Here is a 25,535-nt window from a genome sequence, read left to right on the forward strand (position 1 = left end):
AGGAATGGCAACCAAAAGGAGCGGTGCCTACCCAAGGGCAAATTCGGCCCAGATCGGCAGATGGTCCGACGCTTTCCTGGCCGCCGCGCTTTCATGCACGCCGCAATCCTTCAGCGTCAGCTTCCCGCAATGCATGATCCGGTCGAGCCGCGCCACCGGCCGCCGCGCATGGAAGCTGCGACCGCATGGCGCAAAGCTGTAGTGGCGGGCGAAGTCGGCCAGGCAGCCCCGCTCGGCACTCCATTCGTTGAGGTCGCCCATCAGCACGGTCGGCATCGCCGTGCCCTGCGCCGCGGCGTGGATCACCGCAGCCGCCTGCTTGCGCCGCCACAGGCCCGACAGGTCCAGATGCATCCCGAACACGCGCACCGCCGCGCCCTTCAGGGAAACCTCCGCCATGGTCGCGCCGCGCGGCTCCAGATAGGGCAGGTGCAGCACGTCATGCGCGCCGATCTCGGCTTCCTTGCGCACCAGCAGCGCATTGCCGTGCCAGCCCATGCTGTCCACCTGGACGTTGAGCGGCACCGGCCGATAGCTGCTCTGCTGGTCCATCAGCAGCGGCGGAATGGCGGCGGAGCGCACCCCGAATCGCCGGTCCGCCTCCTGCAAGGCGACGATATCCGCATCCACCTCGGCCAGCACTTCCAGCACCCGCTCGGGCACCCGTCGCCGGTCCGTGCCGATGGCCTTGCGGATATTATAGCTGGCGACACGGATCGTTTTCATGCCGTATCAATGCGCCAGCGCGCTGTATGTTTCCAGCTCAAGCCGCGATGTTCTTGCAATGTTCGCGTCGGCTCGGCATATCGGAAGCATGGCCAAGGCAAAACGCAAATTCGTCTGTCAGCAATGCGGCACCGTCACCACCCGGTGGCTGGGCCAGTGCGAGGATTGCGGCGAATGGAACAGCATCGTCGAGGAAGCGGGCGAGACCGTTTTCTCCGCGCGCCATGACCTGCAAAATGGCGGCCGGGCGATCACCCTGGTCGGCCTCGACAGCGCGGTCGAGCTGCCGCCGCGGACCAGCACGGGCATTGCCGAGTTCGACCGGGCGCTGGGCGGCGGCATCGTCACCGGGTCCGCGACGCTGATCGGCGGCGATCCGGGCATCGGCAAGTCGACCCTGCTGCTTCAGGCGGCAGCGCGCATCGCCTCGCGCGGGCTGTCGGTTGCCTATATCAGCGGCGAGGAAGCGGCCGATCAGGTCCGCCTGCGCGCCCAGCGCCTCGGCCTCGGCAACGCGCCGGTCCAGCTCGCCAGCGCCACTTCGGTCCGCGACATATTGACGACGCTGGGGGAGGGGGCGCCGCCCGCCTTGCTGATCATCGATTCGATCCAGACGATGCACAGCGACCTGATCGAGGGCGCGCCCGGCACCGTCAGCCAGGTCCGCGCCTCATCCCAGGAACTTATCAAATTCGCCAAGCAGCGCGGCACCGCGCTCATCCTCGTCGGCCATGTCACCAAGGATGGCAGCATCGCGGGCCCGCGCGTGCTGGAACATATGGTCGACACGGTGCTGGCCTTCGAAGGGGAACGCAGCCACCAGTATCGCATCCTGCGCGCGGTCAAGAACCGCTTTGGCGGCACCGACGAGATCGGCGTTTTCGCCATGGTCGCCGAGGGGCTGGAGGAGGTCGCCAACCCGTCCGCCCTGTTCCTCACCAACCGCGACGAGACGGTGACGGGCGCGACTGTATTCCCCGCGCTGGAGGGCACTCGCCCGGTGCTGGTGGAAATACAGGCGCTGGTCGTGCGCCTCTCCAGCGGCGCGACGCCTCGGCGCGCGGTGGTCGGCTGGGACAGCGGCCGGCTCGCCATGATCCTGGCGGTGCTGGAGGCGCGCTGCGGCCTCAGCTTCTCCACCTGCGAAGTCTATCTGAACATCGCGGGCGGCTATCGCCTGTCGGACCCGGCGGCCGACCTCGCCGTCGCGGCGGCGCTTATCTCCGCCATGTCGGAACGGCCGGTCCCCGCCGATATCGTCCTCTTCGGGGAAATTGCCCTGTCGAGCGAAATCCGCCCCGTCGCCCATTCACCGCTGCGTCTGCGCGAAGCGGCGAAACTGGGCTTCGACCGCGCCTATATTCCGGCGTCCGCCGCCGACGGGGTGAAGGGAATCGCGGTCAGCGGTTTTCGCACCCTTGCCCAGCTGGTTGACCAGATGCTGGGACGCGGATAGCCACGCTGGCAATGAACGCCATCGACATTCTCGTCCTGCTCGCCATCGGCGGCTGCGCCGTGCTGGGCCTGCTGCGCGGCTTCGTGCTGGAAACCCTCTCGCTCATCGCCTGGGTGCTGGCGATCTTCGCCATCCGCCTGTTCCACGCCTCGGCCGCCGAACTGCTCAGCGCCTTCGTCGGCAACAGCAGCGGCGCGGCGATGCTGGCGCTGGTCCTCGTCTTCGGCGTCACCTTCGGCGTCGGCAAGCTGATCGCCCATGCCATCGGCCGCCGCACGCGCCAGTCGATCCTCGGGCCGGTGGACCGTGTGCTGGGTGCGGGCTTCGGCGCGGTGAAGGGATTGATCGGCGCGACGCTCGTCTTCCTCGCGTTCAGCCTGGTCTATGACACATTCTACGGCAGCGCTGCCCGGCGTCCTGACTGGCTGAGCGATGCGCGCACTTATCCGCTGCTCAACGCCAGCGGCCAGGCGATCAGTGAGTTTCTGGCGGAGCAGCGCGCGAAGAAACCTGCGGCGGAGGATCGCGATTAGGCGATGCCGAACAAGCCGCCCTTGCCTGTCGGTGCACTCAATGCCGCGGGAAAGCGCACAGGGGCTGGGATCGATCCGGCGCTGGCGGCATCGCTGAAGGCGGTCGGGACGGTGATGGCCGCCGCTTGTGATACTTGGTGGATCATCGCCAGCGCGGCGGTTGCCCTGCATGGCGCCGATGCCGGGACGGTCGCCGATGTGGACGTGCTGCTGAGCGTCGCCGACGCCGCCCGCATCCTGCCCGCCATTGGCGTGATCTGTCAGCGGGACACAGGCTCTGACATCTTCCGCTCCGCCATCTTCGGCATCTGGCTGGAAGCGCCGTTGCCGGTCGAGTTCATGGCCGGCTTCCACTATCGGTCGACGGAGGGCTGGCGCGCGGTCCAGCCTGAAACCCGTTGCCCGGTTCAGATCGACGGGGTGACGCTCTTCATGCCTGAACGGCTGGAGCTTCAGCAACTCCTGACCGGCTTTGGCCGTCCCAAGGACAGGGAGCGGGTCCGCCGCCTCGCCGCCTTGCCCTGATGGACGTTCTGGCCGGCGTTATAGCCAGCCCTTCTCCCGATAGGCTTCGGCGGTCGCCTTCAACCCCTCCTCCGTCTGCACCTGCGGCAGCCACAGCCGCTTGGGTGGCTGCTTGCGCTTCGTGACCACCCAGTCGGGGTGACAGAAATAATCGACCCGATCAGGCGTCAGCTTGGCCTTCCGTCCGCGCACCAGCCGGTCGGTGCGGGCGGCGACGTTCAGCAGCCATTCGGGCGTCGCCACGGTCCTGACTGCCCGCCCGACCGCCCGGCCGATCGCTGCGCCGAATTCCTTGTGATCCCAGCCCTCGGGCGTGCCGTCATCCACCTCGAAGGTGCGGGTCAGGCTGCTTTCCTTCTCCTGCGCCAGCGCCAGCAGCAACCGGGCGAGATCGCCGACATGGATGACCGACAGCCGTCCGCCCGGCGGCAGCATCATGATGCCGCGCCTGGCCATGCGGAACAGCTCCAGCATTTCCCGGTCGCCCGGCCCGTAGATGGCGGGCGGCCGCACGATCGTCCAGTCGAGGCCGCTCGCCTTCACATGGCGTTCGGCCAGCGCCTTGGACCAGCCATAGTCGGACAGCCCCGGTTCGCGCGCCGCCAGCGAGGACACATGCACTAGCCGCCTGATCCCGCGCCGGCGCATCGCGTCGACCACCGCCACGGTGCCGCGCGCATTGCCGGCCTCGAACCCGTCGCGATCGGGCGCATTCACGACGCCCGCAATATGCACCACCGCGTCGGCGTCGCGCACCAGCGTGTCGAGCGCGGCAGCATCCTCCAGCGACCCCGGCACCCATTTCAGCTTCGCGCGCGGCGGCTGCGCCCGGCGAGTCAGCGCGTTGACGCGCAGTCCTTCGCCCAGCGCCTGCTCCAGCACTTCGGCGCCGACGAACCCCGTCGCGCCGGTCATTGCAATCCGGAAGGGGGTCATGGTCAGATCATCGCCATATGGTCGCGATGGACCAGCACCGACCGTGGCATTTCGCCCAGCAGCACGGGGATCTCCTCGCTGCGGCGACCGGCGATCTTCCCTGCCGCTTCGCTGTCATATTCGATCAGCCCGCGCGCGATCACCCGGCCATCCTGCGCGACGATGTCGACAACGTCACCGCGATCGAACACGCCTTCCACATGGGCGACGCCGGCGGGCAGCAGGCTGTTGCCCTTGCCCAGCGCCTTTTCCGCGCCCGCGTCCACGATCAGCCGCCCGCGCGTCGTCAGGCGACCCGCCAGCCAGCCCTTGCGCGCGCCTTTCGCTTGCGCCGCCAGGAAAATCGACCCCTTTCCGCCATTCGCCCAGTGCGAAAGCGGCGCATCGACCTTGCCCGAAATGATGGCCAGGTGCGCGCCCGCGCCGGTCGCGATGCGCGCGGCCTGGATCTTCGACACCATGCCGCCCGAACCCATGCCCGACGCCGAACCGCCGTCCGCCATCGCCGCGATCCGCGCGTCGATCGTCTCGATTGTCTCTATCAGCATGGCGCTGGCATCGGCGTGCGGATTGGCGGTGTAAAGCCCGTCCACATCGGAAAGCAGCGCAACCGCGTCAGCCCGTGCCGCCTGTCCGATACGCGCCGCCAGCCGATCATTGTCGCCGAAGCGGATCTCGGCCGTCGCCACGCTGTCATTCTCGTTGACCACCGGCACGACGTCCAATGCCATCAGCCGCTCCAGCGTCGCCGACGCATTGAGGTAGCGCCGCCGGTTCTCCAGATCGTCCAGCGTCACCAGCATCTGCGCGGCGGTAATGCCCTTTTCCGCGAGCAGGCTGGCCCAGCATTGCGACAGGGCGATCTGCCCGGTGGCTGCCGCCGCCTGCGCGTCTTCCAGGCTGCCGCGCCCGCCCTTGGGCAGCTTCAGCCGCCGCGCGCCCAGCGCGATCGCGCCCGACGACACGATGATGACCTGTTGCCCCGCCGCCTTGCGGATCGCGACATCAGCGACCAGCGTGCGCAGCCAGTCGACGCGCACCTCGCCGGCCGGATCGACCAGCAGGGCCGACCCGATCTTGATGACCAGGCGACGGACAAGTTCAGGGGGAAAACCGGAGAGGGGGTTGGTCACGGGACTGAATATCCGTTTAGCCTATTCGCGGTCAGATCGGCGACCAGGTGGCTTCGCCTTCCTCGCCGCCATCCTCATCCTCTTCATCCTCGGCGTCCTGATCCAGCATCGGCAGCACGGCGTCCATCAGCGCGCCGACGCCTTCGCCGGTCGCGCCGGAAATGATGAACACGTCCTCCACGCCCGCTTCCTCGCGCAGTTGTGCGGCGATGTCCTCCATCAGTTCCTTCCCCAGAAGGTCGCCCTTGTTGAGCGCCACGATCTGCGGCTTGTCTTCCAGTCCGCCGCCATAGGCGGCCAGTTCGTCGGTCACGATGCGGAAGGCATCGACGGGATCGTCGCCGGTCGCGTCGATCAGGTGCAGCAGAACGCGGCAGCGCTCGATATGGCCCAGGAAGCGGTCGCCGATGCCCGCTCCCTCGGCGGCGCCCTCGATCAGGCCCGGAATGTCGGCCAGCACGAATTCGCGGTCGCGGTGCAGCACCACGCCCAGCTGCGGCTTGGTGGTGGTGAAGGCGTATGCGCCGACCTTCGCCTTGGTGTTCGTCACCTGGTTGATCAGCGTCGACTTGCCTGCATTGGGCATTCCGACCAGGCCGACATCGGCCAGCAGCTTGAGGCGCAGCCACACCCACATTTCCTGCCCCGGCCAGCCCGTGCCATGCTGGCGCGGCGCGCGGTTGGTGCTGGTCTTGTAGGACAGGTTGCCCCGGCCGCCGTCGCCGCCGCGCAGGAAGGTGACGCGCTGCCCGACCTCGGTGAAGTCGGCGAGCACTTCCTGCTCCTCGAAGTCGGGATAGCCGTCCTCGTCCTCGCTGCCCTCGATCGGCTGGGGATCGGACAGGATCTGGGTGCCGACCGGCACCTTGATGACCAGGTCGTTGCCGCCCGCGCCATAACGGTTCTTGCCCATGCCCGGCTGGCCGCGCTGCGCCTTGAAATGCTGGGTGTAGCGGAAATCGATCAGCGTGTTGAGGCCGGCCACGGCCTCGAAGATGATGTCGCCGCCCTTGCCGCCGTTGCCGCCGTCCGGGCCGCCATATTCGACATATTTTTCACGGCGAAAGCTGACCGCGCCGGGGCCGCCCCAGCCGGACTTGATATAGATTTTGGCTTGATCGAGAAAATGCATGGCGCGCCCATAACGCCTAATCGCGAAAAGTTAAACCTTGGCCTGCGCGGCAATCGTCGCGGCTTCCTGCATCAACGCGAATGTCAGGCTGCGGGTTGCGATCTCGCGGGCCTTTTCGCGCGGCAGGCAAAGCGCCCCTGCCATGGCGCCCCCCAGCTGCGAATCGCCCAGCGCCAGCAGCACCAGCATCAGCGTGTTCTCCCGGATCAGCTCGGCCATGTTCGGGCTGAGGGCGCTTGCCGCCAGCTTGTCGACCAGCCGGTGGATCGCGTCCACCACCGGGTCCAGCGCATCCTCATTGCCCGACGCGAGCATCCAGCTCGCCAGCGCGCCCGCGCCCTCGCGGTCGAACGCGTCGAATGTCATGTCGACGATGATGCGCGGCGCCAGTTCGCCGCGCCGCGCCGCATCCACCGCCTCGCCGATCTTGGTGGTGATGGTATCGGCCAGATGCGCGGCCAGCGCCTTCTGCAATCCCGCGGCCGATCCGAAATGATGCAGCAGGTTGGCGTGGGTCCGCCCGACCCGGCCGGCCACCGCCTTCAGCGTCACTGCCTGCGGCCCTGCCTCGATCAGCAGGTCGCGCGCCGCCTCGACGGCGACGAGGCGGCTTTCATCGGGGCTGAGGCGTGCGCGCTTTATTGACATCTATGTCAGTTGTCCATATTTACATCAGTGTAAGTAAGCAACGGAGGCGTCCCCATGACCCCGACCGAACTCACCATTACCCCGCGTGATCGCCGCTTCGGGCGGGATCGCGCCGCATCCCGACATTGGCTGAATGGCGATCCGATCGCCACGGCTTTCTTCAACGCCCTGTCGATCACCTTCCCGCGCGGCGAAGCTTATTTCATCGATAGCGTACGCGCCTTCCGCGACGGCGTGCCGGACCGGCTGGCGGGCGAGATCGCCGCCTTCATTCGCCAGGAAGTCGTCCATAGCCGCGAGCATCTCGCCTTCAACCGGCAGGTGACGGATCATGGCTATGACGTGTCGCGCCTCGACGCCGACGTGACCCTGGTGCTGGACATGGCGAAGCGGCGTCCCCCGATCGACAGCCTGGCGGCGACCATGGCACTGGAGCATTTCACCGCCATCCTCGCCCATGAACTGCTGAGCGACCCGCGCCATCTGGACGGCGCCGACCCGGAGATCGCCGCGTTGTGGCGATGGCACGCCATCGAGGAGATCGAGCATAAGGGCGTCGCCTGCGATACCTGGATGCACGCCACGCGCGACTGGACGCGCTTCCGGCGCTGGTGGGTCAAGTCGCTGATGATGCTGGTCGTAACCAGGAATTTTCTCCATCATCGCGCCCGCGGGATGATGGAATTGCTGCGGCAGGACGGCATCACCGGACGGCGCGCCTGGGGCGGGCTGCTCCATTACGCGCTGGTGCGGCCGGGCATATTGCGTCGCGTGGCGCGTCCGTGGCTCGGCTATTTCCTGCCCGGCTTCCATCCCTGGCGGGTCGATGATCGCGCGTTGATCGCTCTGGCCGATACGCCCTATGCCGATGCGCGGCCGCCCGCCGCCTTGCCCTCGGTCGCCTGAAGGGCGATAGGCCTGCCTTGACGGCCGTCGCGCAGGATTTTTCTTGCGTCGGGCAGGGCAGGGCTTCGACAGGCCCGGCCCGAACGGATATAGTGGTCGCCGCGAGGATAAAGTGACGACTGACGCTCCGACATTGGAAACCATCCGCCTGATCCTCCGCCCGCATCGGGTGGAGGATTATGTCGCCTGCCGCAAATTATGGGGGGACGCCGACGTGGTGCGCCATATCGGCGGCGTGACGCAGGACGCGCAGGCGGTGTGGTTCCGCCTGCTGCGCTATGCCGGCATGTGGTCCATGCTAGGCTATGGCATGTGGGTGATCGAGGAGCGGGACAGCGGCGCTTTCCTGGGGGAGGCCGGCCTGCTCAGCGCCGAACGCGGCCTGCCCGAACTGGAAGGCGTGCCGGAGGCGGGCTGGGTGCTGGCGCCAGAGGCCTGGGGCCGGGGCATCGCCACTGAAGCGATGCACGCCGTTCTCGACTGGGCGGACGCCCATCTCGATGCGCCCTCGCTCCGCTGCATCATCGACCCGGACAATCTGGCGTCCATCAAGGTCGCGGAAAAGCTGGGTTTCCATGCGCTGGTCGATACGGAACTTGCGGGCAGGCCGACACGGGTGTTCGACCGCCCCAAACATCCTCCCCGCTAAGGGGATCGTCGCGACATATTGTCACGCCGTCCTTCCCGCGATGGCGGGAAGGACGATCATCGATAGGGTGTCGCGCTCAAGCCGCCACCGGCAACGCATCCCCATAGAGATCCATTGCGGGATCGGCGCTCATTCGCCCGCCTTCGCCTTCGTCGAACATCAGGCAATCGACCAGTGCGTCGCGGCCCAGGCTGTAGCGTTTCTCGATTCGTCCCGCGAAGTGGAAGCCCAGCTTGCGCAGGACGTTGCCCGACGCGGGATTGTCGATGAAATGCCCGGCCTTTATGTCGCGGATGCCGTTCGCCCGCGCCATGTCCAGCACCGCGCGCGCGGCCTCGGTCGCGAACCCCAGCCCCCAATAGGGGCGGGCGATCCAGTAACCCAGTTCGGGCGCGCCCTGCTCGTCCAGATGGACTCCGCATCCACCGACCAGGCGCGGCGCGCCCTGGGTGCGGGTGAAGGCGAGCAGTCGGGGCAGGCGCGGATGTTGCGGCAGCGCCAGGAAGGCTTCGGCGTCGTCCGGCCCATAGGGGCTGGGGACGCGCGTCAGGTTGCGCGCGACCGCCGGGTCGTTGATGGCCAGGGCCAGGGCCTGCGCGTCTTCCATCCAGCCGGGACGCAGCAGCAGGCGGGGGGTACGGGCGAACATTCTCGTCTCTCCTCTTCTGCGCGCCGTTAACCGCCAATGATGACGGCTTGACGACGACTTGCCTCTGGATGATTCCCCGCCCGCAGGACGCGCGAGAAGGCGTTGAGTTCCAGAGACTTGAGGGATTTTTGAGGGAGATTTCGCCCAACGGAAAAGGGGCGCCCCTCATAGGTGAGGAGCGCCCCTTGTTCCCTCGGACACCGGCATCAGACGGAAGGTCCGAACGCCGGGAGGATCGCCCCTATCGAAGGACGACCCGTCATCAGTCGTCCGTTATTCTGCCGCTTCGGCCATTGCGTCTACCGACACATATTTGCGGCCCAGCTTGCCGGTGTGGAATACCACCTTGCCTTCGCCGAGGGCGAAGAGGGTGTGATCCTTGCCCATGCCGACATTGCGACCCGGATACACGCGGGTGCCGCGCTGGCGAATGATGATGTTGCCGCCGATCACGTCCTGACCGCCGAACTTCTTGACGCCAAGGCGCTTCGACTCGGAATCGCGACCGTTGCGCGACGAACCGCCAGCTTTCTTATGTGCCATGACCTAAACTCCTCGAATCTTCAGCTAGTGGCTCAGGCGCCGATCGACACGATCTTCAGGATCGTGTGGTTCTGGCGGTGGCCGTTCTTGCGGCGATAATTGTGGCGGCGGCGCTTCTTGAAGACGATGACCTTCTCGCCCTTCGCCTGCGCGATGATTTCCGCCGCGACGGTCAGCTTGGCAGCGTCCTTCAGGTCGCCGCCTTCACCGGCCAGCAGGACGTCGTCCAGCGTGACCTTGTCGCCGGCTTCGCCAGCCAGCTTTTCAACGACGATCTTGTCTCCGGCGGCGACGCGATACTGCTTGCCGCCCGTGCGCACGATAGCGAACATGGCTTGTCTCTTCTCGTTCAAATCTGCTTTACGCAGATCTTCGAGGACAAATCCTGTCGACCCGCGCGGGAATGTGGCCCGTTAGTGGAATGACTCGCACCTGTCAACCGATGCGGGTCGGTTTCGGCACTGGTTTTCACGCCCGTCCGCCCCTATCTCCTGTGGAACCAGGGGATTTGGCGGCGAGATGCAGCATATGGGCAGGAAAAGGCGGAAGGGAAGGGGCGCGATCCCCCGCGCCGCAATTCTGGCCGCCCTGTGGACCCTCATCGCCGTCACGTTGCTGTCGGCTCTCGCGCCGCTCGGTCCGCCGCTCAGCCGCGCCACCGGCTCCGCTTTCAATCCCGCGACCAGCGACGTGGTGCTCAAGGCCCGCGCTCCATCCGCCGCGCAGGCGGTCCCGCCCATCCGCCCGGATGGCGACGGGTGGCCGCCGGTGGCGATCCTGGGACTGGCGATCATGGCGATCGTGGGCGTCTGGCGGTTTCTGCCCGCCTTGTCCGCCCCGCCGGCGGCCCCCCGCCTCCCGCGCCCGCCGCTCATGCGCGCGCATCTTGCCAGGGCGCCGCCCGCCTCCTTCTGACGGATCGAACCCGCCCGTCACGCGCGGGCACCTGGTCGAAAGAGGAGTCATCCCATGCCTCGCAAGAGCCTGCGCCGCGGCCGTCGCTCTCGTCCGCCCTGGTGGTTCATGCCCCTCGTCATGGCGGGCCTTGGCGCCGCCGCTATGGCCCTCGCCGCGATGATGATCGTCGTCGACTGAAAAGCACGTCTCCATGACCGACGGAGGTCGGGAGAGCGCCGATATCCTGCTCATTTCCCGCCGGACGCACGCCCCAACGGCCGGCCACCGGATCGAAAGGCAAAAATGCCCCATCACACACCCCTGATCGGCACCATCGTCGCCGGTCTCGTCGTCGCCTTCATCATGGGCGCGATCGCCCATCGGCTGAAGCTCTCGCCGCTGGTCGGCTATCTCGTCGCCGGCATCATGGTCGGTCCCTTTACCCCCGGCTTCGTCGCCGATGCCGGCCTTGCCAATGAACTGGCCGAAATCGGCGTCATCCTGCTGATGTTCGGGGTCGGCCTCCATTTTTCCCTGAAAGACCTTCTGTCGGTGAAGGCCATCGCCGTTCCCGGCGCGCTGGTCCAGATCGCGGTCGCGACCCTGCTCGGCATGGGCCTTGCCCATCTGATGGGCTGGCCCGTCATGGGCGGCCTGGTATTCGGCCTTGCCCTGTCCGTCGCCAGCACCGTCGTCCTGCTGCGCGCCTTGCAGGGCGCCGACCTGGTCGAAACCCGGCGCGGACGCATCGCGGTCGGCTGGCTGATCGTCGAGGATCTGGTGATGGTCCTTGCGCTGGTGCTGCTCCCCGCGCTTGCCAGCGTGATGAACGGCGTCGAGGGAGCGGGTGCGTCCGCGCTCATCGGGCCGCTGCTCGGCACGTTGCTCAAGGTGGTGGGCTTTGTCGCGGTGATGCTGATCGTGGGCCGCCGGGTGATCCCCTGGGCGCTGCACTGGGTCGTCCATACCGGATCGCGCGAGCTGTTCCGCCTGGCGGTCCTCGCCATCGCGCTGGGCGTTGCCTTCGGCGCGGCGGCCGCCTTCGACGTGTCCTTCGCGCTCGGCGCCTTCTTCGCCGGCATGATCCTGGGCGAAACCCCCCTGAGCCGTCGCGCGACTGAAGAGACGCTGCCATTGCGCGACGCCTTCGCCGTACTCTTCTTCGTGTCGGTCGGAATGCTCTTCAACCCGGCGATCGTGGTCGAGCAGCCCTTGCCGCTGCTCGCCACCATTCTCATCATCGTAATCGGCAAGTCGATCGCCGCCTGGGGGATCGTCCGCGCCTTCGGCCATCCCAACGTAACCGCGCTCACCATCGCGGCGAGCCTCGCCCAGATCGGCGAATTTTCCTTCATCCTGGCGTCGCTGGGCGCGGGGCTGGGGGTGTTGCCGGCGCAAGCCCGCGACCTGATCCTGGCCGGCGCGCTGGCGTCGATCTTCCTCAATCCCATCCTCTTCTCGATGATCGTGCGCAAGCACCAGCAGGAGGAGGAGGATGAGGGCGCGGACGCGGGCCAGCCCTCCGGTCGTCCGGCGCCGCCTGCCATCGGCCATGTCATCCTGGTCGGCTACGGCCGGGTGGGCAAGCTGATCGCCCGGCGCCTTGTCGAAACACATGTCCATTTCGTTGTCGTGGAAGGCGACGGGGATCGGGTGGACGAAGCCGAAGAGGCCGGCCTGTCGGTCGTGAAGGGCAACGCGCTGGAGGACAGGCATCTGCTCGCGGCGGGTATCCGCGAGGCGCGCCACCTGCTGATCGCGGTGCCCGAAGGCTATGAGGGCGGGGCCATCCACGATCATGCGCGCCGCCTGAACGCCGACCTTCAGGTCATCGCCCGCGCCCATAGCGACGCGGAGGTCGCCCATCTGGAGGCGCTGGGCGTTCCCCATGTGGTGATGGGTGAACGCGAACTGGCGGCCAGGATGCTCACTTTGTGCGGGGTGGCGTGACCCTCTAGTCGAGCGTATCGAGGAAGCGCGCCGCCTGATCCCGCGTGGCGGCGCGGTCTTCCTGGGTCATCCGGTCCCAGTTGCGATAGGGCATGGCGAGCCGTGGATTGCGCGCGAGCATGCCCGCGTTGCGTGCCAGGAAATCCCAGTAAAGCGCGTTGAAGGGGCAGGCATCCTCGCCCACCCGGCGCTTCACATCATATCGGCACGCCCCGCAATAGTCCGACATGCGGTTGATATAGGCGCCGCCCGACGCATAGGGCTTCGACGCCAGCAGGCCGCCATCCGCAAACTGGCTCATGCCCAGCGTGTTGGGCAGCTCGACCCATTCATAGGCGTCGGCATAGACCTCCAGATACCAGATATGCACCTGGTGCGGGTCGACCCCGGCCAGCAATGCGAAATTGCCGGTGATCATCAGCCGCTGGATATGATGGGCATAGCCATGGTCGATGGTCTGGCCGATCGCCTGTGACAGGCAGTGCATGTCCGTCTCGCCGGTCCAGTAGAAGCCCGGCAGGTTGCGGGTCGCCCGCAGGGCATTGCGCTTGGCGTAGTCCGGCCCCTCAAGCCAATAGATGCCGCGCACATATTCGCGCCAGCCGATGATCTGCCGGATAAAGCCCTCTGCCGCGTTCAGGGGCACTTTGCCCGCCCGATAGCGCGCCTCCACCTCCCGGCAGAGTTCCAGCGGGTCGAGCAGCCCGGCGTTGAGGTAGGGCGACAGGATCGAATGCCACAGGAACGGCTCGTCGGTCAGCATCGCATCCTGATAGTCGCCAAACCGTGGCAGCCCTTCGTCCAGGAAGCGCTTTTGCTGTCGTATCGCCTCGTCCCGCGTCACCGCGAAATGGAACTGGTCGAGCCGGCCGATATGGTCGCCGAAGCGTACCGCCACCATCTCCAGCACCGCCTGTGTCACGGCGTCGGGTCGGAAGCGGATCGGCCGGGGCATCAGCAGGTCGCGTGCGGGCGGGGGCTTGCGGTTCTCCGCGTCATAATTCCATTGTCCGCCCTCCGGCGCGCCTTCCTCGGTCAGCAGCAGCCCGGTCTTGCGGCGCATGTCGCGATAGAAATATTCCATCCGCAACTGGCGCCGCGCCGCCGCCCATGTGTCGAACTCCGCATGGGAACAGAGGAAGCGATCATCCTCATGGATGGTCACGGGAATGGCGAAGCACTCTTCCCACGCTTCCAGCATGGCGCGCACCCGCCATTCGCCCGCCTCGGTCACATGGATGGCGCGGGGGCGGTGCCTTTCGATCGCACGGGCGACCTCGGCGGTGAAGCTGCCCCTGTTCGCGGGGTCGTCCAGCCGCACATAGTCGACTGTCCAGCCCAGCGCCCGCAGCGCCTCGGCATGATGACGCATGGCGGACAGGAGGAAGGCGATCTTCGCCTTGTGATGCCGCACGTAGGTGGTTTCGTCCGCCACCTCCATCATCAGCACGATGCTGTCCGCCTTGTCGGCATCGCGCAGCGCGGCGATGTCGGGTGTCAGCTGGTCGCCAAGGACCGGAATAAGAAGAGGGCCGTCGATCATCCCCACGGAATGATCGACGGCCCGCCTTTATCCTACATGCCCGAAAGGGAAATCAGCGCGGCTTGCGCGGTCCGCCGGGGCCGCCCGGGCGCTTCGGTCCGCCCTTGAACGGACGGGGGGCATAGCCGCCCGGACCGCCCGGACGCGGGCCGCGATCATTGGGACGGGCGCCCTGGCGCTTATGCTCGCGCGCCTGTTCGCGCGGCGCGCCGTCGATGGCCTCGAACGCCACGTCGGCGCCTTCGTCATTCGCTTCGCCGGTGCGCTTGACCGACGCGATGAAGCGGCTCGCGATCGCCTTCGGGATTTCGAACATCGTCTCGTTGGTGGTGATGCGGATCGCGCCGATATCCTGGCGCGACACATGGCCGCGACGGCAGATCAGCGGCAGGATCCAGCGCGGGTCGGCATTCTGGCGACGGCCGATGTCCATGCGGAACCACTGCGTGTCCTCGAATCCCGGACGCGGCCCTTCCTGGCGCACGGGCGCCTCGCTGCGGTCCAGCAGTTCCTCTGGGGCCGGCAGCGCAGCGCGGGCGCTCCTGACCAGCATGGCGGCGATTTCCTTGGCGCTCTTCTCGGCCAGCAGTTCGGCGCCCAGCGCCCAATCGGCCTCGTCCAGTTCCGCCTTCTCCATCAGGCTGGTGCGCAGCCGGGCATTGTCCTGCTCCAGAATCGCTTCCCTGCTCGGCGGGTTGCCCCATTCGACCGGGATCTTCGCGCCCCGCAGCATCGATTCGACGCGGCGGCGACGCGGATAGGGCACGATCAGCACGGCGGTGCCCTTCTTGCCCGCACGTCCGGTGCGGCCCGAACGGTGCTGCATCGTCTCGGCGTCGCGCGGCAGCTCGACATGGACGACCAGCGACAGAGAGGGTAGATCGATGCCGCGCGCGGCGACGTCGGTCGCGACGCACACCCGCGCCCGCTTGTCGCGCAACGCCTGCAACGCATGGTTGCGTTCATTCTGGCTATGCTCGCCCGACAGCGCCACGGCGGCAAAGCCGCGCTCGGTCAGGCTGCTGTGCAGATGCCGCACATTGTCGCGCGTGGCGCAGAACAGGATCGCCGTTTCCGCCTCATGATAGCGCAGCAGGTTGACCACCGCATTCTCGATGTCGGACGGGGCGACCGTCACCGCCTGATAGCTGATGTCGCCATGGCCGCGCTCTTCGCTCATGGTCGAAATGCGCAGCGCGTCGCGCTGGTAGCGCTTGGCCAGTGCCACGATCGGCTTGGGCATGGTGGCCGAGAAGAGGAGGGTGCGGCGGCTTTCCGGCGCGCCGTCGAGAATCTCCTCCAGATCCTCGCGGAAGCCCATGTCCAGCATCTCGTCGGCTTCATCGAGCACGACGGATCGCACGGCCGACAGGTCCAGCGCGCCGCGCTCCAGATGGTCGCGCAGGCGGCCCGGCGTACCGACGACGATATGGGTGCCGTGGCTCAGGTTGCGGCGTTCCTTGGCGGCGTCCATACCGCCCACGCAGGTCGCGATGCGCGCGCGCGCGGCACCGTACAGCCATTCCAGTTCGCGGCTGACCTGCAACGCCAGTTCGCGCGTCGGCGCGATCACCAGCGCCAGCGGCTTTTCCGGCATGGGGAGGCGGTCGGCGTCGCCCAGCAGTTCGCCCGCCATGGCGAGGCCGAAGGCGACGGTCTTGCCCGATCCGGTCTGCGCCGACACCAGCAGGTCGCGCCCATGCGCTTCTTCCTGCGTGACTTCGCTCTGGACGGGGGTCAGCGCCTCATAGCCCTTGGCGGTCAACGCCTGCGACAGGAGAGCGGGGAGAGTTTCAAATGCCATATTTTTGTTTTCCATCGGTAAAAGCGACCCGCCATTCCCGACGGATACGAAAGACCGTTCATGCTTCCGCACGGGAAGCCCGAAGGCAGGTCAGGCCTCCGGTTCCAAAATCCTCCCCTGCAAGGGGAGGGGGACCGCCCGCCTGGCGGGTGGTGAGGGGTGTCCCCCTGTCGAGAGAGGAGCACCCCTCCGTCAGCACTGCGTGCCGCCATCGCCCCCGAACAGGGGAGGATGATTCAAAAAACAGGAAGGCCTCCTTCCCACGTTCCCGAGGAAGGAGGCCTGCCTATCATCTATAGCGCAAAAATCAGATCGAGGCGACTTCCGCCACGTCGACCTTGACGCCCGGGCCCATCGAGGACGACAGGGCGATCTTGCGGACATATTTGCCCTTCGAACCCGACGGCTTCGCCTTGACGATCGCGTCAACGAAGGCGTCGAAATTCTTGCGCAGGTCTTCGGCCGAGAAGCTCGCCTTGCCGAGGCCAGCATGGATGATGCCCGCCTTTTCGACGCGGAATTCGATCTGGCCGCCCTTGGCAGCCTTGACCGCTTCGGCGACGTTCGGGGTGACCGTGCCCAGCTTCGGGTTCGGCATCAGGCCCTTGGGACCAAGCACCTTGCCCAGGCGACCCACCAGACCCATCATGTCGGGGGTGGCGATCACGCGCTGGAAGTCGATGTTGCCGGCCTGGATCGATTCGAGCAGGTCTTCGGCGCCCACGACGTCGGCGCCAGCGGCGGTCGCTGCATCAGCCTTGTCGCCACGGGCGAACACGGCGACGCGGACGTCCTTGCCGGTGCCGGCGGGCAGGGTGACGACGCCACGGACCATCTGGTCGGCGTGACGCGGATCGACGCCCAGGTTGATCGCGATTTCGACGCTTTCGTCGAACTTGGCGGTCGCGTGGGTCTTGATCAGGCCCAGCGCTTCGTTGACGCCGTGCAGCTTTTCCTTGTCAATGGCAGTGGCCAGGGCCTTCGCCTTCTTCGTCAGCTTTGCCATGGTCTTAGCCCTCCACCACTTCGAGGCCCATCGCGCGAGCGGAGCCTTCGATGATCTTCGTCGCCGCGTCGATGTCGTTCGCGTTCAGGTCGACCATCTTGGTCTGCGCGATTTCGGCGAGCTGGGCGCGGGTGATCTTGCCGGCGACGACCTTGCCCGGTTCCTTGGAACCCGACTTCAGGTTGACGGCCTTCTTGATCAGATAGGTGGCCGGCGGCTGCTTCGTCACGAAGGTGAAGGAGCGGTCCGCATAGACGGTGATTATGGTCGGCAGCGGGGTGCCCTTTTCCATCTTTTCCGTCGAGGCGTTGAACGCCTTGCAGAATTCCATGATGTTCACGCCGCGCTGACCCAGGGCAGGGCCGATGGGCGGCGAGGGGTTGGCGGCTCCGGCGGGCACCTGGAGCTTGATATAGCCCGTAATCTTCTTGGCCATGTTCACTCACTCTGTAGCTGGCGGATCTGCGAACATATCCGCCGGTTCAAGTTTAGCGGTCGAACGGCCTTCCGAAAAAGGCCTCCCGCACATGTCCGGCCACCTTGGGGGCAGCACGGAAGCGCGGGCCTATAGCGATGTTCCGGTCCAAAGGGAAGGGGGCTTGCGAAAAAGGAAGCTGAACCCCCGGCGCAGCCCCCGGTCGGTGAGAATTCCAGCAAAAAGGGCCGCCGGCCCGGTGGCTGGCGACCCTTTTGCAATCCGCGATGCGGCTCTTACTTCGACAGTTCGACCTGCTCGAAGTCCAGTTCGACCGGGGTGGCGCGACCGAAGATCGACACCGACACCTTGACCCGGTTCTTTTCGAAATCCAGTTCCTCGACCACGCCGTTGAAGCTGGCGAAGGGGCCGTCGAGCACCTTGACGCTGTCGCCGATCTCGTAATCGACATTGACCTTGTGCTTGGGGGCGGCTTCGGCTTCCTTCTGGGCGCCGAAATAGCGGGCGGCGTCGCTTTCGCTGATCGCCTGCGGCTTGCCGCTCGAGCCCAGGAAACCCGTCACCTTGGGCGTGTTCTTCACCAGGTGGTAGATGTCGTCGTTCATGTTCAGCTTGGCGAGGACATAGCCGGGCATGAACTTGCGCTCGACCTGCACCTTCTTGCCGCGCTTCACTTCGGTCACGGTCTCGGTGGGCACCTCGACCTGCTCGACCAACTGGGAGAGGCCCATGCGCTCGGCTTCGGACAGGATCGATTCCTTGACCTTGTTCTCGAAGCCCGAATAGGCGTGGATGATGTACCAGCGCGCCATGTTACCGTTTCAAACTCCCACAGAGCGATTTCACTTGAGAAATCGCGCCAATCAAACTCGCGTCTGCGATTTCACTTGAGAAATCGCGGCAATCAAGAACCCAGGCCCGGCAATATCAGGCCTGACCGGCGGCGAGGCCCAGCAGCCACTGGACGATCGCGCCGAAGAACGTGTCGATGCCGAAGAAGAAGAGGCCCAGCAGCGTGGTCATGATGACGACCATAACGCCGGTCATGACCGTCTCGCGGCCAGTCGGCCAGACGATCTTGGATGCCTCGGTCTTCACCTGATTGACGAATTCGCCGGGAGAAACCTTCGCCATCGCCTGCCTTCTCAAACTTCGATACCAACGCCAATTCGCGAAGCAACAGTCCGCCCTCCCGATCCCGCCCTGTCTGGCGTCCGGGGGTGCGGCCGCTTGCTCCGCGACCAATTTCGCCTGCGGACTTAGCCGCGAACCCTTTGCAATTCAAGGGTTCGCGGCCAGTTCGCTTGGCAGGAGTGGAGGGACTCGAACCCACGGCATTCGGTTTTGGAGACCGACGCTCTACCAACTGAGCTACACTCCTGCACTGGCCCTAGCCAGCGAAGGAGGGCGCTTTAGCGTGGCAGGAAGGGGAGGGCAAGCGCCATTATGCGGCTTTTTGCATCGGCCCGGCCACCTGCGTGTCGGCGCTGGTCTGCCGCTCCGCCTCGGCGTTGATCTGCGCGCCCAGCAGCACGACATAGGCGGAAGCAAACAGCCAGAGTTGCAGCACCACCACGGCGCCCAGCGAACCGTAGGTTTCGTTGTAGTTGCCGAAGCGCGAGACATAGAAGGACACGCCCAGAGTCACCAGCAGCCAGCAGACCGTGGCCGTGGCCGATCCGACCGTCAGCCATTGCCACTGCGCCTTGCGCCGGTTCGGACCGAACCGGTATATGAGCGCGAAGATCAGGCTGGCGAGCAGGCCCGCGCAGACCCATGTCACCGCCTTGATCGCCAGGAGAACCCCCGATCCCCAGCCGGTGAGCAGCGTCTGGATCAGGCCAATGACCGTCGCGGTGACGACCCCCGACACGACGACCAGCACGGCCGAGAAAGTGATGCCGATCGACACGCGGTAGAAGGCGATGATCCCGCGTTCTTCCTTCCGCGCATAGACGATGTTGAGCGCCTCCATGATCGCCGAGGCGGCGCGAGTGGCGCCATAGAGGGCGAGGCTCAGCGCCAGCACCAGGCCGAGGCCGGTCGTGCCCTTGGCGGCCGATACGACGCCCATCAACTGGTCATTGATGATGGTCGCCGCATCGCGGGGCACCACGGTGATGATGGCGGCCATGTGCCGCTGCACCAGCGCGGGATCGCCGATCAGGCCATAGGTCAGCACCACCGCCGCCAGCAGCGGCGCGATCGACAGGAAGGCGTAATAGGCGACGCCCGCCGACAACAGCCCCAGATGATTGGCGAACGTGGCGATCCAGACGCGCTTCGATATCTCCCACCAGGCACGTGGCGGGATCTTCCACGGCGCATCGACATGCACCTGTTGCGCTATCCTTATGCTCATCATCGCCCCTTGCCGTTGATCGGGGCAAGCGCGCGAAGGGGAAGGCTGGTTCCATGCGGCAGCGGATGCCGCCCGCCGCCCGACATGACGAGCAGAAAAAAGGGGCGCCCTTCCGAATGGAAGAGCGCCCCCGCGATCGGTCATGCGCGGACGATCAGAACTTCACGCGGCCCTCGACGCCGATGACGCGCGGCTGCGCGACCGACCGGGCATAATAGCGCGAAATGATGCCGTCATTGACCAGGCCGAAACGGGTCAGGTCGTTGCTGACGCCGGTGATGGCATATTTGTCGAAGATGTTGTTCGCGAACAGGCCGATTTCATAGATGTCGGTCTTGTAGGTGATGTTCGCGCGGCTCATCATGTAGGACGGCAGCCGTTCGCCGCCGCCCCGCAGGCCCGGACGGGTGTAGATGCCGCCGGTATAGGTGGTGGTCCAGCCCAGGTTCAGCATATTGTCGCCCATGGGCATGTCGTAGCTGACGCCGATCGCGCCGCTGTTCTTGGTCGATCCGGGCAGGCGGTCGCCTGCCAGGACATCGACCAGATCGCCGCCCGCGATCGACAGCAGCGCCGGCACGTCCTCGGTCAGATGCGCGTCGAGATAGCTGTAGTTGCCCCGGATGGTGAGGCCGTCGATCGGCTTGGCGCTGAAGGAGAAGTCGACGCCCTTCGAAATCGCCGCGCCGCCATTGGTGGTGATGCCGATGGCGCCATTCACCGTCTGGCCCGACAGCTGGATACCGTCCCACTTAACGCGGAAGGCCGACAGGCTCATCGACAGCTTGCGCTCGAACAACTGGGCGCGGACACCGATTTCGGCGTTTTTGACCTTGTCCGGGCCATAGAATAGTTCGCTCGGCAGGGCGCACAGATTCTGTCCGGCCGGCAGCGGCAGGACGCAGGGCGCGACGCGGTTGACGCCGCCGATGCGATAGCCCTTCGAATAGGTGCCCCAGACCATCAGATCCGGCGTGATGTTGTAGGAGCTGTTGAACTTCCACACCGTGCCGTCGTCGCTGGTCGATCCGGCGCGCGAGCGGAAGTTGATGTTGGGATAGGCCTGGAACAGCGGCAGCGCGGTCCCGCCGATGACGTCGGCGCTATATTTGAAATAGCGGACGCCGGCCGTGACCTGCCATTCCGGCGTGATCTTGAAGCTGCCCTCGCCGAACACCGCCTTCTCGTCGGTCTTGGTGTTGACGTAGGAGGCATATTCGACCTCGTCGGGGCGGTTGATGCCTGCCCAGGCGGGATAGCCCGGCACGATCTCGCGATAGTCGGACCTGGTGTTGAGGCGGTTCCAGAAGCCGCCGATCACCCAGCTGAACGGCCCGCCATGGGTCGAAACCAGGCGGACTTCCTGGTTATATTGTTCTTCCGCGCCGCGCGACCGGGTATAGCCCGAGAAGGACGGGAACAGTTCATAATCATAGTCGAGGTCGAGCAGCAGGTCGGTCACGTCGGTCGAACTGCGCTGCTTCTTGTTGGTGTAGGCCGAAACGAAGATCGCCTGCGCCACGTCGTAGACATTGCCCTGAAGCTCCAGCGAGATCAGGTGTGACATGCGCTTCGACGGTTCCTTGTAGCGCCAGGGCGCCTCATATTTGCCTTCGCCCACCACGCCCGCGCCGGTGGCCTGGCGGCCGTCGGTTTTCGTTTCCTGATAGGCGTAGGTGAAATAGGCCTGGAAGTCGGGGCTGACGAAGCCGAGCTGGTTGCGGCTGGTGAAGGTCTTTTCGAAGTTCAGATCCTTCTTGCCCGCGAAATTGGCGCTCTGCTGCGCGTCGGTGCCCATCGGGTTCGACGTGTCGCCCGGCTGCGGCAGGGACACGCCCGGCTCCTTCAGCAGATAGGGATAGTCGATGAAGCCGGGGTCGTAATAATAGCCGGTGACGGTGCGGAAAGCGATCGCGTCCTGGACGATCGGCAGGTTGAGCACGCCATAGCCGACATAGCCCACGCCCTTCGAATGGGCGACGTCATAGAGGCGGCCATAGGCCTCGCCGCTGAACTTCGTCGGATCGGGCCGGTTGGGGATGTAGCGGACCGCGCCCGCCAGCGTGCCAAGGCCATAGAGCGTGCCCTGCGGACCGAGCAGCGTCTCCACCCGTTCGAGGTCGATCAGCTTGTAGTCGGTGTAAAGCGGTACGTCGCCCAGATAGATGCCGATGGCATTGTCGCTGTTGTTGCCGCCCGCGCTGCTGTCGTCGGCGGACAGGCCGCGCATGATGATGGTGCCCGCGCCGCGCGGACCGGTATCGGTGATGGTGATGCCCGGCGTGAAGGCCGCGATGTCGCGAATGTCGTCGATCCGCTGCGCCGCCAGCTCCTCCGCGCCCACGGCCGAAATATTGATCGGCGTTTCCATCAGCGTGGTGCTGCGGCGGGTACCCGTGACGACGATCACATCGCCCTCGTCGGCGGCCGCGGCGGTCTGCGCCATGGCGGGCATGGCCGCGGCCGCGCCGGATATGATCGTCGCGGACAAGAGTCCCATTTTGAGCTTTGCGCGATACGACATGGTGTTCCCCTTTTTTCCAATGTCTTTCCAGCCATGATCCCCTCCCGGATCGGACGTCCCGCCTGTGCGGCGGCAACGGCGCGGCGGGCGGCGTGGACCGCCGCCTCGTGCTTTTCTGGCATGGTGGTCAGGCTATGGAGCGCGCAGCCAGTCAAACATGGGGCATTTGACGTAGCTTGTCCGTCTCTCCCCACATGGGCCGGTCCTACGTCAAATGCCCCATTGGGATGCGGTGCTCCTGCCGCCTACCCATGGCTGGAGCGGCGGGAATTTCCGTCCCTTTCCCGCTGCCTATGCCCGCGTCGCCCAATGGAGGGCCGCCGGGCCGGAGAATGACATGCCGTCTATGAGCGCCATCACCGGGTGGAGCATGGCCGGGATCGCGGCCATCGGCGCCGCGGTCGCGGGCGACCTGCCGTCCCGTCTTCCCAACGCCGGCACGCCCGCGCCGCAGACGCCGCTGGAAGATGATATGGGGCGGCCCAAGCCGCTGGAACTGCCCGAGGATATCGCGGCGAAGCTCGCCGGCGTGGACAAGGCGAAGGTCGATTTCCTGAAAAGCGGCGTCACCGGCCGCTATGTCGAGAAGGACGCCCTGTTCGAGCGTATCCGCAAGGGCACGGCCGAAGAGATCAGCGCCTATATCGACGCGATGCAGGCGCTGCACGCCCAGGTCGAGTTCAAGGCCGGGCGCGATCAGGCATCGATCCCGCTCGACACCCGATCACCCTGGTTCAACGCGTGGAAGGTCCGGCGTTCCGCCGCGCTCGACCCGAAGCGCGATCCCGGTCCGGTCGATCTGACCCGTTATATCGGCGGCTGGGGCGGGGGCTTTGCGACCTTCGCGGGCGCGCCGGTGGCGATGACGCCGGAAGACCTGAAGGCAGGCAAGGTCGATGTCGCGATCGTCGGCGCCCCGCTCGACATGGGGTCGGGCTGGCGCAACGCGATCGACGGGCCGCGCGCCATGCGGATGACCGGCGGCGCGGCCGGCAACGACATGTATTCGATGATCAATCCCAATGCCGCGCTCAAGATCGTCGACTATGGCGACATAGCCATCGACCAGAACTCGACCGAGCGCAGCGTCGATCATGTCCGCGAGATGGTGGGGGAAATCGCCCGCACCGGCGCGATCCCGATCGTCATCGGCGGCGACCACAGCCTCGAATATCCCAATGTCGCGGCGGCCGCCGACGTGCATGGCAAGGGCAATGTCAGCGTCATCCATTTCGATAGCCATTATGACATCGGGCGCGGGCGCGTGCATTTGCTCGACCATGGCCAGCCGGTCTATCGCGTCCTCTCCGAAGGCCATGTGCGCGGCAGCGACTATATCCAGGTCGGGCTGCGCGCGCGCGGCCCCGACCTCGAAACCTTCGGCTGGATGCGCAACAAGGGGATGCGCTACCACACGATGGTCGAAGTCGAGAAATGGGGCTGGGACAAGGTGATGGCCCGCGCGCTCAAGGAAGCGCGGGAAAATGCCAAGAAGCTGTGGATCAGCTTCGATGTCGACGTGCTCGATCCGGCCTTCATGCCCGGCACCGGCACGCCGGTTCCCGGCGGCCTCACCATGCGCGAGGCGCAGCCCATCATGCGCAACCTCTGCGCCCAGAATGACATTGCCGGCATCGATATCGTGGAAGTCGCGCCCTATCTCGACACCAGCTACAAGACCGCGCTCAACAGCAATTTCCTGCTGAACGCCTGCCTCGCCGGCATCGCCATGCGCAAGAAGGGGCTGAAGCCCGGCTATCTCAACCCTGTCTCCGTCGATCACGGCCTGGACGCCTATTATGGGAAGAAGAACTGATGGCACGCTCCACCCTGCCGGCGCGCGGCGCCGCGCTTGCCCTTGCGCTCGCAGCCCTGTTCGGCCCCGCTCTGGCGCAAGGAAGCGATCCGCTCGCCAGCCTGGCGCCGGAGAAAAAGGCGTTTCTGTCCGACCCCGCGACGCTGGAGCGCTTCGGCCTGACACCCGAGAAGGTTCAGGTGGCGCTCGCCGGGCGCGCTGCCGCCGATGTCGATGCCTATGCGACCGCGTTGATGGCGGTGGTCGAGGACAGCCGGTACAAGGCCGGTCGCGATCCGGCGGAGATCGCGCTCAATCCGCAGGCGCGCGGCTGGAATGCCGGTACCACGCTGCGCCCCAAGATGTTCGACAAGCTGAAGCGTGACGACGGTCCGTTCAGCCTGAAACGCTATATGTATCAGAAGAGCGGCGTGCCGACCTTCGCCGATGCGCCCGTCGCGATCCGCAAGGAGGATCTGGTCGCGGGCAAGGTGGAGGTCGCCTTTGTCGGCGTGCCGCTCGACTTTTCCTCGGGCTGGCGTGATGCCAAGCACGCGCCGATGGCGCTGCGTGGCATGGACGGGCTGGTCGGCGCCGACGCCGATGGCGGGATCGATCCGGGTCTGGTCCTCTCCATCGCCGACTATGGCGACCTGACGCCTGACTATATGGCGCCCGATCGCGGTCTCGACCATATCCGCGCGATGATCGCCGAAATGGCGAGCGTGGGCACCATTCCCTTCATCGTCGGCGGCGACCATACGATCATGTTCCCGGATGTCGCGGCGATGGTCGACACCTATGGCGCGGGCAAGGTCGCGCTGGTCCAGTTCAACGCCCATGCCGATGCCGAACTGAACGGCGATCACATGATCTCCGACAACCAGACGCTCACCCGCCTGCTGGAGCAGAATCTGCTGCGCGGCAGTGATGTGACCCTCGTCGGCCTGCATGGCCGAGACGCCGGCCCCGCCGTGCAAAAGCGGCTGGCGGAAGCGGGCGCGAAGATCGTCCCGACCGCCGCCATCCAGGACAAGGGCTGGCAGTCGGTCACGAATGATCTGGTCGCCAGCCTGAAGAAGGGGCCGGACAATGTCTTCGTCTCCTTCGACATGAGCGTCCTCGATCCCGGCGATGCCCCGGCGTCCGGCCGGCCGGTGCCGGGCGGGCTGACGATGCGCGAAGCGATCCCGATGGTGCGCCAGATCTGCGCCCAGACGAAGGTGGTGGGCTTCGACCTGCTCGACGCCGCGCCGATCCTGGACCCGACCTATGTCAGCCGGATGAGCGCCAACTATATCCTGCACGCCTGCCTGTCCGGCATTGCGATGCGCAAGACGGGCGCGACGCCGGTCAAGACCGCCAAGCGCTGAACCGGGGAG

At 66.0% G+C, this 25,535-nt stretch carries 26 protein-coding genes and 1 tRNA gene; 10 read left to right on the forward strand and 17 right to left on the reverse strand.

What is annotated here, in order from left to right; translation table 11 throughout:
- Nucleotides 1-27 precede the first annotated feature (27 nt).
- Nucleotides 28-726, reverse strand: coding sequence for an endonuclease/exonuclease/phosphatase family protein (locus A7Q26_RS05695; RefSeq protein ID WP_066857819.1), 699 nt, complete (start codon nt 724-726; stop codon nt 28-30).
- An 88-nt stretch (nt 727-814) separates the two neighbouring features.
- On the opposite strand from A7Q26_RS05695, the gene radA reads away from it, so the two are divergent.
- The 3 genes from radA to A7Q26_RS05710 are packed head-to-tail and all read left to right on the forward strand — an operon-like array spanning nt 815 to nt 3,240.
- Nucleotides 815-2,182 (forward strand): DNA repair protein RadA, encoded by a 1,368-nt coding sequence (radA, locus tag A7Q26_RS05700; protein WP_066858075.1) that lies wholly within the window; start codon nt 815-817, stop codon nt 2,180-2,182.
- Nucleotides 2,183-2,193: 11 nt separating this feature from the next.
- Entirely contained in the window at nt 2,194-2,715 is a 522-nt protein-coding gene (locus A7Q26_RS05705; RefSeq protein ID WP_066857822.1) for a CvpA family protein, read from the forward strand.
- Nucleotides 2,716-2,718: 3 nt separating this feature from the next.
- A complete protein-coding gene (locus A7Q26_RS05710; RefSeq protein WP_232313691.1) occupies nt 2,719-3,240 on the forward strand; it encodes a hypothetical protein in 522 nt (173 codons plus the stop codon).
- Nucleotides 3,241-3,258: 18 nt separating this feature from the next.
- On the opposite strand, the gene A7Q26_RS05715 is transcribed toward A7Q26_RS05710, so the two are convergent.
- Genes A7Q26_RS05715 through A7Q26_RS05730 form a run of 4 tightly spaced genes read right to left on the reverse strand, consistent with a single transcriptional unit; the run spans nt 3,259 to nt 7,089 of the window.
- Nucleotides 3,259-4,155 (reverse strand): NAD-dependent epimerase/dehydratase family protein, encoded by an 897-nt coding sequence (locus tag A7Q26_RS05715; protein WP_066858081.1) that lies wholly within the window; start codon nt 4,153-4,155, stop codon nt 3,259-3,261.
- Nucleotides 4,156-4,178: 23 nt separating this feature from the next.
- Complete coding sequence (proB, locus tag A7Q26_RS05720; RefSeq protein ID WP_066857825.1) at nt 4,179-5,309, reverse strand: glutamate 5-kinase; 1,131 nt, start codon at nt 5,307-5,309, stop codon at nt 4,179-4,181.
- A gap of 31 nt (nt 5,310-5,340) precedes the next feature.
- Nucleotides 5,341-6,441, reverse strand: coding sequence for a GTPase ObgE (obgE, locus tag A7Q26_RS05725; protein ID WP_066857828.1), 1,101 nt, complete (start codon nt 6,439-6,441; stop codon nt 5,341-5,343).
- A 30-nt stretch (nt 6,442-6,471) separates the two neighbouring features.
- Nucleotides 6,472-7,089: a TetR/AcrR family transcriptional regulator gene (locus A7Q26_RS05730; protein WP_066857831.1), complete on the reverse strand. Its 618-nt coding sequence runs from the start codon at nt 7,087-7,089 to the stop codon at nt 6,472-6,474.
- Nucleotides 7,090-7,143: 54 nt separating this feature from the next.
- Between A7Q26_RS05730 and A7Q26_RS05735 the strand changes: the two genes are divergently transcribed.
- Both A7Q26_RS05735 and A7Q26_RS05740 read left to right on the forward strand, forming a co-directional pair.
- Nucleotides 7,144-7,995 carry a metal-dependent hydrolase gene (locus A7Q26_RS05735; RefSeq protein WP_066857834.1) on the forward strand — a complete coding sequence of 284 codons (852 nt, stop codon included), beginning with the start codon at nt 7,144-7,146 and terminating at the stop codon, nt 7,993-7,995.
- 112 nt (nt 7,996-8,107) lie between these two features.
- Nucleotides 8,108-8,644: a GNAT family N-acetyltransferase gene (locus tag A7Q26_RS05740; protein WP_066857837.1), complete on the forward strand. Its 537-nt coding sequence runs from the start codon at nt 8,108-8,110 to the stop codon at nt 8,642-8,644.
- 76 nt (nt 8,645-8,720) lie between these two features.
- On the opposite strand, the gene A7Q26_RS05745 is transcribed toward A7Q26_RS05740, so the two are convergent.
- The 3 genes from A7Q26_RS05745 to rplU form a co-directional block, all read right to left on the reverse strand.
- A complete protein-coding gene (locus A7Q26_RS05745; RefSeq protein ID WP_066857840.1) occupies nt 8,721-9,293 on the reverse strand; it encodes a GNAT family N-acetyltransferase in 573 nt (190 codons plus the stop codon).
- 273 nt (nt 9,294-9,566) lie between these two features.
- Entirely contained in the window at nt 9,567-9,836 is a 270-nt protein-coding gene (rpmA, locus tag A7Q26_RS05750; protein WP_009822431.1) for a 50S ribosomal protein L27, read from the reverse strand.
- 32 nt (nt 9,837-9,868) lie between these two features.
- Nucleotides 9,869-10,168 carry a 50S ribosomal protein L21 gene (gene rplU, locus A7Q26_RS05755; RefSeq protein ID WP_066857843.1) on the reverse strand — a complete coding sequence of 100 codons (300 nt, stop codon included), beginning with the start codon at nt 10,166-10,168 and terminating at the stop codon, nt 9,869-9,871.
- 196 nt (nt 10,169-10,364) lie between these two features.
- On the opposite strand from rplU, the gene A7Q26_RS05760 reads away from it, so the two are divergent.
- The 3 genes from A7Q26_RS05760 (at nt 10,365) to ybaL (ending at nt 12,683) form a co-directional block, all read left to right on the forward strand.
- Nucleotides 10,365-10,751 (forward strand): hypothetical protein, encoded by a 387-nt coding sequence (locus A7Q26_RS05760; protein WP_066858084.1) that lies wholly within the window; start codon nt 10,365-10,367, stop codon nt 10,749-10,751.
- A 54-nt stretch (nt 10,752-10,805) separates the two neighbouring features.
- Nucleotides 10,806-10,931 carry a hypothetical protein gene (locus A7Q26_RS26125; protein ID WP_269747226.1) on the forward strand — a complete coding sequence of 42 codons (126 nt, stop codon included), beginning with the start codon at nt 10,806-10,808 and terminating at the stop codon, nt 10,929-10,931.
- Between the two features lie 105 nt (nt 10,932-11,036).
- Nucleotides 11,037-12,683 carry a YbaL family putative K(+) efflux transporter gene (ybaL, locus tag A7Q26_RS05765; RefSeq protein WP_066857846.1) on the forward strand — a complete coding sequence of 549 codons (1,647 nt, stop codon included), beginning with the start codon at nt 11,037-11,039 and terminating at the stop codon, nt 12,681-12,683.
- Nucleotides 12,684-12,687: 4 nt separating this feature from the next.
- Here ybaL and A7Q26_RS05770 read toward each other — a convergent pair whose 3' ends face one another.
- The 9 genes from A7Q26_RS05770 to A7Q26_RS05810 form a co-directional block, all read right to left on the reverse strand.
- Nucleotides 12,688-14,226 (reverse strand): cryptochrome/photolyase family protein, encoded by a 1,539-nt coding sequence (locus A7Q26_RS05770; RefSeq protein WP_066857849.1) that lies wholly within the window; start codon nt 14,224-14,226, stop codon nt 12,688-12,690.
- 52 nt (nt 14,227-14,278) lie between these two features.
- Nucleotides 14,279-16,030 carry a DEAD/DEAH box helicase gene (locus A7Q26_RS05775; protein ID WP_066858087.1) on the reverse strand — a complete coding sequence of 584 codons (1,752 nt, stop codon included), beginning with the start codon at nt 16,028-16,030 and terminating at the stop codon, nt 14,279-14,281.
- 307 nt (nt 16,031-16,337) lie between these two features.
- The gene (gene rplA, locus A7Q26_RS05780; protein WP_066857852.1) at nt 16,338-17,036 is read right to left on the reverse strand and encodes a 50S ribosomal protein L1; all 699 of its coding nucleotides are present in this window, start codon (nt 17,034-17,036) and stop codon (nt 16,338-16,340) included.
- Between the two features lie 4 nt (nt 17,037-17,040).
- Nucleotides 17,041-17,472, reverse strand: a complete 432-nt coding sequence (rplK, locus tag A7Q26_RS05785) for a 50S ribosomal protein L11 (protein ID WP_066857855.1) — start codon at nt 17,470-17,472, stop codon at nt 17,041-17,043.
- A 275-nt stretch (nt 17,473-17,747) separates the two neighbouring features.
- Complete coding sequence (nusG, locus tag A7Q26_RS05790) at nt 17,748-18,284, reverse strand: transcription termination/antitermination protein NusG (protein WP_066857858.1); 537 nt, start codon at nt 18,282-18,284, stop codon at nt 17,748-17,750.
- A 115-nt stretch (nt 18,285-18,399) separates the two neighbouring features.
- Entirely contained in the window at nt 18,400-18,606 is a 207-nt protein-coding gene (gene secE, locus A7Q26_RS05795) for a preprotein translocase subunit SecE (RefSeq protein WP_066857860.1), read from the reverse strand.
- A 171-nt stretch (nt 18,607-18,777) separates the two neighbouring features.
- Nucleotides 18,778-18,853: transfer RNA gene (locus A7Q26_RS05800), tRNA-Trp, on the reverse strand.
- A gap of 63 nt (nt 18,854-18,916) precedes the next feature.
- Nucleotides 18,917-19,834, reverse strand: coding sequence for a YihY/virulence factor BrkB family protein (locus tag A7Q26_RS05805; protein ID WP_066858090.1), 918 nt, complete (start codon nt 19,832-19,834; stop codon nt 18,917-18,919).
- A 154-nt stretch (nt 19,835-19,988) separates the two neighbouring features.
- The gene (locus A7Q26_RS05810) at nt 19,989-22,358 is read right to left on the reverse strand and encodes a TonB-dependent receptor (protein WP_066857863.1); all 2,370 of its coding nucleotides are present in this window, start codon (nt 22,356-22,358) and stop codon (nt 19,989-19,991) included.
- Between the two features lie 232 nt (nt 22,359-22,590).
- Here A7Q26_RS05810 and A7Q26_RS05815 point away from each other — a divergent pair, with 232 nt between their 5' ends.
- Together A7Q26_RS05815 and A7Q26_RS05820 are read left to right on the forward strand one after the other, a co-directional pair.
- A complete protein-coding gene (locus A7Q26_RS05815; protein ID WP_232313692.1) occupies nt 22,591-24,174 on the forward strand; it encodes an agmatinase family protein in 1,584 nt (527 codons plus the stop codon).
- The gene (locus A7Q26_RS05820; protein WP_066857866.1) at nt 24,174-25,526 is read left to right on the forward strand and encodes an agmatinase family protein; all 1,353 of its coding nucleotides are present in this window, start codon (nt 24,174-24,176) and stop codon (nt 25,524-25,526) included. Before A7Q26_RS05815 ends, A7Q26_RS05820 begins: the two co-directional genes overlap by 1 nt.
- Nucleotides 25,527-25,535: the final 9 nt, after the last annotated feature.

It is taken from the genome of Sphingobium sp. TCM1 (assembly GCF_001650725.1).
Lineage (GTDB): Bacteria > Pseudomonadota > Alphaproteobacteria > Sphingomonadales > Sphingomonadaceae > Sphingobium.